The organism is Methylobacterium nigriterrae (assembly GCF_037106235.1).
Classification (GTDB): Bacteria; Pseudomonadota; Alphaproteobacteria; order Rhizobiales; family Beijerinckiaceae; genus Methylobacterium; species Methylobacterium nigriterrae.
Window position 1 is genome coordinate 1 of the sequence record NZ_JBAWTG010001048.1, and the last position, 254, is coordinate 254.

Genomic DNA, 254 nt, shown 5'->3' on the forward strand with positions numbered 1-254 from the left:
CGGCTTCGTGGCGGCCTTCATCGTGGCGCTGATCGTCGTCCACACGCTGCTCGACTACGTGTCGAAGCGCGGCTACGCGCTGTTCGGCTGGTGGCGGCTCGTGGTCGGCGGCCTCGGGCTGGCGGCGCTGGCGCTCTGGGGTTAAGGGGCGGGACCCTCCTTAACGGCTTGTTTACCACGTTCGGCGAATGGTGCGCGTATCGGAATCCCGTGTCTATCCTGTTTTGCGTTCACGGCATCTCGAGCGAGGGAAT

Annotated in this window: 1 pseudogene; it reads left to right on the forward strand. The window is 65.0% G+C overall.

Annotation, left to right across the window (positions count from 1 at the left end):
- Window positions 1-145: pseudogene (locus WDW90_RS40190) on the forward strand (undecaprenyl-diphosphate phosphatase); the annotation flags it as partial.
- Between the last annotated feature and the right edge of the window lie 109 nt (window positions 146-254).